Here is a 5,888-nt window from a genome sequence, read left to right as displayed (position 1 = left end):
CCACAACAACCACACCACCACCGAAATCACCGGCACCCAAAACAACCAAACCACCTTCACCACCACCATCACCGCAACCACCACACCACCCACCAACTAACCCCAAAGACACCTCCCTGAAGGCAGGCTCGCCTCACTGCCGGCTCAAGACAGGTCCCGTTGAGCCAGGCGCCGGAGAAGGAAGTCCGCTTGCTCCGGGGGGAACTCAGCCGCCAACCTTCATGACAGCCAGGCTCTGAAGCCACTGGTCGGTGGGATTCCTCCGGTCCGCTCTCGCCTCGGACCTCGCCGACGCAAGCCCGACAAGCTCCACGCTCATCAGGGGCATCACTAAGCCCATCCGCGGCGATGGCTGCGAGAGCAGAACATCACTCCTGCATCGCTCGCAAGGCACCGAATCGTCGAACCCCCCAGCCCTACGGCTGGGTCGTAGAGAGAACCGTGTCCTGGCTCGTCGGCTGTCGGCGCCTGCACCGTCGCTACGAGCACAAGCCCCAGCACTTACCTGCCTTCACCGGCAATGCGGCGGCCCACAGCGGAATCGCCACCTCGCACACTGAGCTGCGAAATCAGTCCGTCAACTGGGTCACAGGGTCCGGCCGGAAGAAGGCCTCCGACCATGCAACCAGGGCCACGCACTTAGAGGTTGTCTTACGTGGTGAGTTTCGCGAGTTTCTTGTAGCAGGTGAGAGCTGCGGCGAGGCCCAGGAAGGCGAGGAAACGGCTGCCCTTGCGTTCATAGCGAACGGTGAGACGGCGGTAGCCGAACAGCCAGGCGATCGACCTCTCGATCTTCCAGCGGTGCCGGCCGAGCCGCTCGCCGGACTCGATGCCCGGGCCCGCGATGCACGGGATGAGTCCTCGTGAGCGGAGCCAGGCGAGGTGTTTGGCGGAGTAGTACGCCTTATCGGCGCGGACCTTGACCGGTCGCCGTCGTTGTGGCCCGCGCCGGGAGCGTATGGCGGGGAGGCCCGGGAGCAGCGGCTTGAACGCCTGGCTGTCATGCACGTTCGCGCCAGACACTGCGACGGCCAGCGGGATGCCCTGCGCTTCGGACAGTACATGCAGCTTGCTGCCCTTCTTGCCGCGATCGACCGGGTTCGGCCCGGTCAGCGAGCCCCTCTTTTCGCACGGACGGCCGCGGCGTCGATGATCGCTGAAGTCCAGTCCAGCGCACCTCTGGCACCGAGTTCGTCCAGGACCGCCCGATGCAGCCGGCGCCACAGACCGGCCCTGGTCCACCCCGCGAACCGGCGATGCGCGGTGGCAGGCGAGGTGCCGAACGTCGGCGGCAGATACCGCCAGGCGCAACCGCTGGTCAGCACGTACACCACCGCCGTGAACACCTTCCGATCCGTCACCGGTACCGTCCCGCCACCCTGCGGTCTGGGCCGGAACGGTGGTATCAGTGGCACGGCAATCTTCCACAGCCCATCGGGGACCAGGTCCCGCGCAAGATCCACAGCCATAGCGGACGATCATGCCCCGCGTGAGGCATGTGGCCGTCCTCGGGGCAACGTGGGAATAGCAGTTGGCCATCGAGCCCCACGACTTCTAACCTGCACAAATGACCGAAGATGGCCCCGCGGTACGCGTGGGGGACACTGGACCGCGACCGGTCCACCTGCTCTTCTCCGAGCTGACAAGACCGTACGGGGACGACCCCACACTCGACTTCGTCGTGAAAGCTCGCGGGCAATGGGTCAGTATCGAGACCCTGGTTCGGACGTGGGACGGCGACGGCCTCGACACCTTCCTCTCCTCACTGGCCGAGGATTTCCGCGGCTGGGAAGGAGCGCGCGCCTGGCTCTCTCTGGAACGCGACCTGACGATCTCGGCGGAACACCACTCGGGCGGCTACGTCCACCTGACGTGGGGCATCCACGATCGGCCTCCGTCCGAGAAGTGGCACTTCGAGACCACCACCGTGCACGCGGCCGGCGAGGAGATGCGAAGCCTCGCCGCCGACTTCCACACGTTTCTCACGAGCACGGTCGAGTAGCTGAGGCAACACCACGTGAGACAACCTCTTAGCTTGCGTTTTAACCTCTGCCTCAATCAGCTTTCGGCTGGCCGAGGCAGACAAGTGAGCTCGCACGGAGCTGAGTGCCAGCTCTCAATCTTCATGCGACACGCCGAGGTCGTGGCGCATAGCGGTTCTCATGGTTCGGAGCATCTCCCAGACCTCGTACTGGGCCTGGGCCGCGGTCTCCATCGTTTCGCCTGGTTCAGGGGCGCCGCGTTCGAGGCGCTTGACCTGGCCGTAGACCTTGTTCAGGGCTTGGTTGACGACACTCGCTCGCCTGAGTACTTCTTCGGGGGCGATCATCTGTGCTTCGGAGTATCGATCGCGGTGCGCGTTCTTCGCCTCCTCAAGTCCGTCGCTGTCGGCCTCCTCCACGCCGCGCTCTCTCATGACGTGTAGGTGGCGGTTGAGTGCGGTGGTGAACTGCCGAGCATCCCGGTTGAGTTCCACATAGCAGGTGCGTCGCAGCGAACGGTTCTCGCGGACCTCCTCGTGGTCTCGAACGAGCTCTATCTCCAGGCGCTTTGCTCGTTCGGAGCCGCGCTGGGTGAGTAGCGCCCCTCCCAGGGTTCCTGCGACGCCTGCCACAGCGATGATCACTGAGCTGAGATCCACCGACGTACCCCGTGAAGTTCTTCGGCCTCGTGCCCACTGCACATGGCCCAGGCCGTCAAGTTTGCCGCTCCTCGGTGCGTCGGGGTTTGGTGCCCCTCTTGTGGTGGGTGGGGCGGCTGAACGCCTCGCCGGTGGCGAGGATTCTACCCACGTCATGACGGGTGGCCGGGCGGCGGTTCTTCGAGCCCGGCGGCCTGCCTGGCCCGGGACGTGACGCTTTCGGTGCACCGGCCGGAGAGCCGGTCTGCGCGTGCAGGTTCCTGAACCCTCTGCGGACGCGGGCGGGTGTCAGCCTGCTCGGCTCCGTCGGCTTCTCCCAGGGGCGGCGGAGGTCGGTGGCCAGGGGGCGGGCGAGCCGGAGCTGGGCATAGGCGGTGATCACCAGCCAGGTCCACCGGTCGGCCGCTTCCGAGCTGCGGAGCCGGGGCTTGGTCCAGCCGAGGGTCTGCTTGAACCGTCTGAAGGGTGCGCAAGCGCCCAACCCAGGAAAGGTCAGTCCCTCGAGGAACGGGCTCCAAGACGCCACGGCACGCGCCCTGTGCGGCCGTCGACGACTCGCCCAACGGCGCCACTCCTGGGTGAAGCTGCGCCCAGAGCCCCCTGCGCCCGGTACCGCCGTACGAGGCGACCCATCCCCACGCCGCAGCCCGAGCTCCTGGTAGAAGCGATCTGGATCAATCTCCTTCGCGAAGGCATACGCATCCTCGAAGAATGGGAACACGAACCTGCCACGCCGGGCACGCTCCGCCTCGACGAACGGAGCAACCGCCTCCCAGGTCTTGATCAGACGGTGCTGCGTCAAACTGACCATGATCGAAGGATTCGTGATCTCGTATCGCAGCATGATCGAAACCGCTTCGAAGACGATTCCTACGTTCCACAGCCGATAGTTCGACGGGTAAGGCAGTCCCTCAATGCCGAGCTCTGGACTGTGTTCCCGGCCCAGGTCCTGCAGAACCCAGAGTTGATCCTGCTGAAATTCCTTGTCCCGCACGTGAGTAAGAAGTAGGTCGGTGGTCATCGACAGATCACTGTCGGCCTTCGCCCGCGAAATCTGCCGGTAGACGCTCCAGACCGCAGTGACAGCGGCGGCAATCGACAGAAGCAGCGACACGACGTTGAAAAGCACGACAGCCCCCTCAGTGCCCGGTCCCAACATCAACAGCCGCAGACGCCTCGGCGGGAAACCGGCACGCCCGCCCGCCGCCCCTCAGCGTGACGCGCCCAAAGGCACACAACAACCCCCATAGCACGTTGCGGCGTACTGATCTGCAGCCTCCCGGTCGTGAGCGTCTGGAACGCCACAGGGTGCTTTGCCCGAGCGCGGGATCCTGCCCGCTTTGTATGCCGGCATCCGCTGGGAACTCTCTCCCCAAATGCTCGACTTCGACTCGGTGATGACCGGCACCGCAGCGTAGGCGGCGGCAGCCGCCCACGTTCGCTGCCCAAGCCCACAGGTGACCGCCGGCGTGGATCCCAGATCACTCCAGTCGCAGCAGCAGACTGCGTGAACAACACGCCTCGAGTGGAACGAATGAGCTCCATGAACGCACGTCACACTACGACGAGATGGGGTGGCGTGGGCTTCAGGGAACACCGCAGCTAGTGGCTCCGCCGGGGCACGTGACGTTGTCGTTCGACGCCGAGCCCGCGATCATCAGCACGAGGACGACAAGGGCCAGGATGATCACAGGCACGTTGTCTGCGGCCCAACTGCCGTGTTCACGTGGAGGTTTCGGAGGTCTGGGTATTGGGCCCACATCGTCGCGTGTGGGCTCCGCACCGGGCCCGTCGCGTCCCTCTGGCGCCATCGTGCCCCCTGCCGTCGTTGTCCCTTTTATGAGGACACGGCATCAGACCGCACCCCGTCAAGGCTCATGCCGTCCGGACTCTCCGCAGGGGGACGCATCGTCAGACGTCCTCTGGGCTCCGGTAGCCCCACGCTGTCCTGGCGAGAATCCACCCCAGCGCGGCTCCCACGACGTACCAGAACAGGTCCGGCGGGTTGAAGGTCGACCCGAAGAGAGGCTGCAGAACGGTCGGGATCCCGGCGATCTGCAACAACTCCACAGTCCAACTGAGCCCCAGTGCGACACCGGCAGCAACGGCGGGCCGTAGCCGAGGCGCCACCATGACCACGATTTCACACACCAGCAGCGCGTAGAGAGCGTCCCCCGCATACTTTGCGAAGCCCCCGCAAGTCCACGACCGCACGCCGAGACCTGCAGCAACGGTCACCACTGCCGCGCCGAAAGCCCACCATCGTCTACTCATTCACCCGAACCCTACGCGCCGTGTCGAACCCGGGCTGACTCAGTTCACCGCCCTCTCGCTCGCCTGGCGAAGCGCTCAGCAACAAGACGTCTACATACTTGCTCAGTTGGCTGGCTCAACTATGGCGGGGCCGACTGGCAGCAGCCTTCGAAGTGTCACACGGCGCAACTTTCACAAGCCTCTTGTAGCAGGTCACGGCGCCCATCCGTGGCCAGGCCGAACTCTGCCAGTCGTGGCGGACCACGTAGGGGATCTTGAGACCACGAGCAACCCATGGCAGGCTCATTCCGCATGATCGATGAGTTCGCGAAAGACAACCTGCACAACAGACTGCGGCGGGACCGCAAGGCGCTGCTCTGGAAACTCGACGGCTTGTCCGAGTACGACGCCCGCCGACCCCTGACAGCGTCCGGGACCAACCTCCTCGGCCTGGTCAAACACGTGGCCACCGTCGAGGCCCGGTACTTCGGCGAGGTCTTCGACCGCCCGTCCCCGGAACCGCTGCCTCGGTGGCAGGACTCCGACGGTAGCGATCTCTGGGCGTCCGAGGACGAGACCCGTGAGCAGATCATCGAGTTCTACCGGCGCACGTGGGAACACTCGGACGCGACGATCGACGAGCTTCCCCTCGACGCCCCCGGCCACGTGCCCTGGTGGTCGGAGCCGTATACCAACACGAACCTGTTCGCCATCATGGTCCATGTCCTCGGCGAATCCATCCGGCATGCCGGGCACGCCGATATCCTGCGCGAGGGTCTCGACGGCCGGACCGGGATGCGCGCCGAATACGAGATGCCGATCGACGAGCAGGCGCGAGCGGCCTACTGCGCGAAGATCGAGCAGGCCGCCAGGTCGGCCGCAACAATCAAGGCTTAGGGGCAATGCCGTTGCTTTAAGGGTCTGGGGCGGGTGGTTGGGGTCGTTTGATGCGGATGGCTTGGGTGCCGGCGTGGGTGGGTTGGGGCCAGGTCTG

5 protein-coding genes and 2 pseudogenes are annotated in these 5,888 nt (G+C 65.2%); 3 read left to right on the top strand and 4 right to left on the bottom strand.

The window, feature by feature from the left end; translation table 11 throughout:
- Positions 1-175: 175 nt before the first annotated feature.
- Positions 176-528 (top strand): annotated as a pseudogene (locus ACFYYF_RS41490) (IS5/IS1182 family transposase); the annotation flags it as partial.
- A 123-nt stretch (positions 529-651) separates the two neighbouring features.
- On the opposite strand, the gene ACFYYF_RS41485 reads toward ACFYYF_RS41490, so the two are convergent.
- Positions 652-1,469 (bottom strand): IS5 family transposase gene (locus ACFYYF_RS41485; RefSeq protein ID WP_388784791.1). Its coding sequence is split into 2 segments (ribosomal slippage): positions 652-1,125 and positions 1,128-1,469, totalling 816 coding nucleotides; the frame shifts between segments, so codons are not numbered across the junction.
- A 98-nt stretch (positions 1,470-1,567) separates the two neighbouring features.
- Here ACFYYF_RS41485 and ACFYYF_RS41480 point away from each other — a divergent pair.
- Positions 1,568-2,002, top strand: a complete 435-nt coding sequence (locus ACFYYF_RS41480) for a DUF6228 family protein (protein ID WP_388784788.1) — start codon at positions 1,568-1,570, stop codon at positions 2,000-2,002.
- 114 nt (positions 2,003-2,116) lie between these two features.
- Here ACFYYF_RS41480 and ACFYYF_RS41475 read toward each other — a convergent pair whose 3' ends face one another.
- The 3 genes and pseudogenes from ACFYYF_RS41475 to ACFYYF_RS41465 all read right to left on the bottom strand — a co-directional run bounded on the left by ACFYYF_RS41475 (position 2,117) and on the right by ACFYYF_RS41465 (position 4,915).
- Positions 2,117-2,626: a hypothetical protein gene (locus tag ACFYYF_RS41475; RefSeq protein ID WP_225660967.1), complete on the bottom strand. Its 510-nt coding sequence runs from the start codon at positions 2,624-2,626 to the stop codon at positions 2,117-2,119.
- Between the two features lie 70 nt (positions 2,627-2,696).
- A pseudogene (locus tag ACFYYF_RS41470) lies at positions 2,697-3,104 on the bottom strand (transposase); the annotation flags it as partial.
- 1,448 nt (positions 3,105-4,552) lie between these two features.
- A complete protein-coding gene (locus tag ACFYYF_RS41465; protein WP_388784785.1) occupies positions 4,553-4,915 on the bottom strand; it encodes a DUF2809 domain-containing protein in 363 nt (120 codons plus the stop codon).
- A gap of 291 nt (positions 4,916-5,206) precedes the next feature.
- Here ACFYYF_RS41465 and ACFYYF_RS41460 point away from each other — a divergent pair, with 291 nt between their 5' ends.
- Entirely contained in the window at positions 5,207-5,791 is a 585-nt protein-coding gene (locus tag ACFYYF_RS41460) for a DinB family protein (protein WP_388784782.1), read from the top strand.
- Positions 5,792-5,888 lie beyond the last annotated feature (97 nt).

It is taken from the genome of Streptomyces sp. NPDC001914 (assembly GCF_042891215.1).
GTDB lineage: Bacteria > Actinomycetota > Actinomycetes > Streptomycetales > Streptomycetaceae > Streptomyces.
This window is presented reverse-complemented; position numbering and strand designations above follow the sequence as displayed.

Coding starts and splice junctions, on each gene's coding strand:
- ACFYYF_RS41480 (WP_388784788.1), top strand. CDS start 1,568: ATGACCGAAGATGGCCCCGCGGTACGCGTGGGGGACACTGGACCGCGA.
- ACFYYF_RS41465 (WP_388784785.1), bottom strand. CDS start 4,915: ATGAGTAGACGATGGTGGGCTTTCGGCGCGGCAGTGGTGACCGTTGCT.
- ACFYYF_RS41460 (WP_388784782.1), top strand. CDS start 5,207: ATGATCGATGAGTTCGCGAAAGACAACCTGCACAACAGACTGCGGCGG.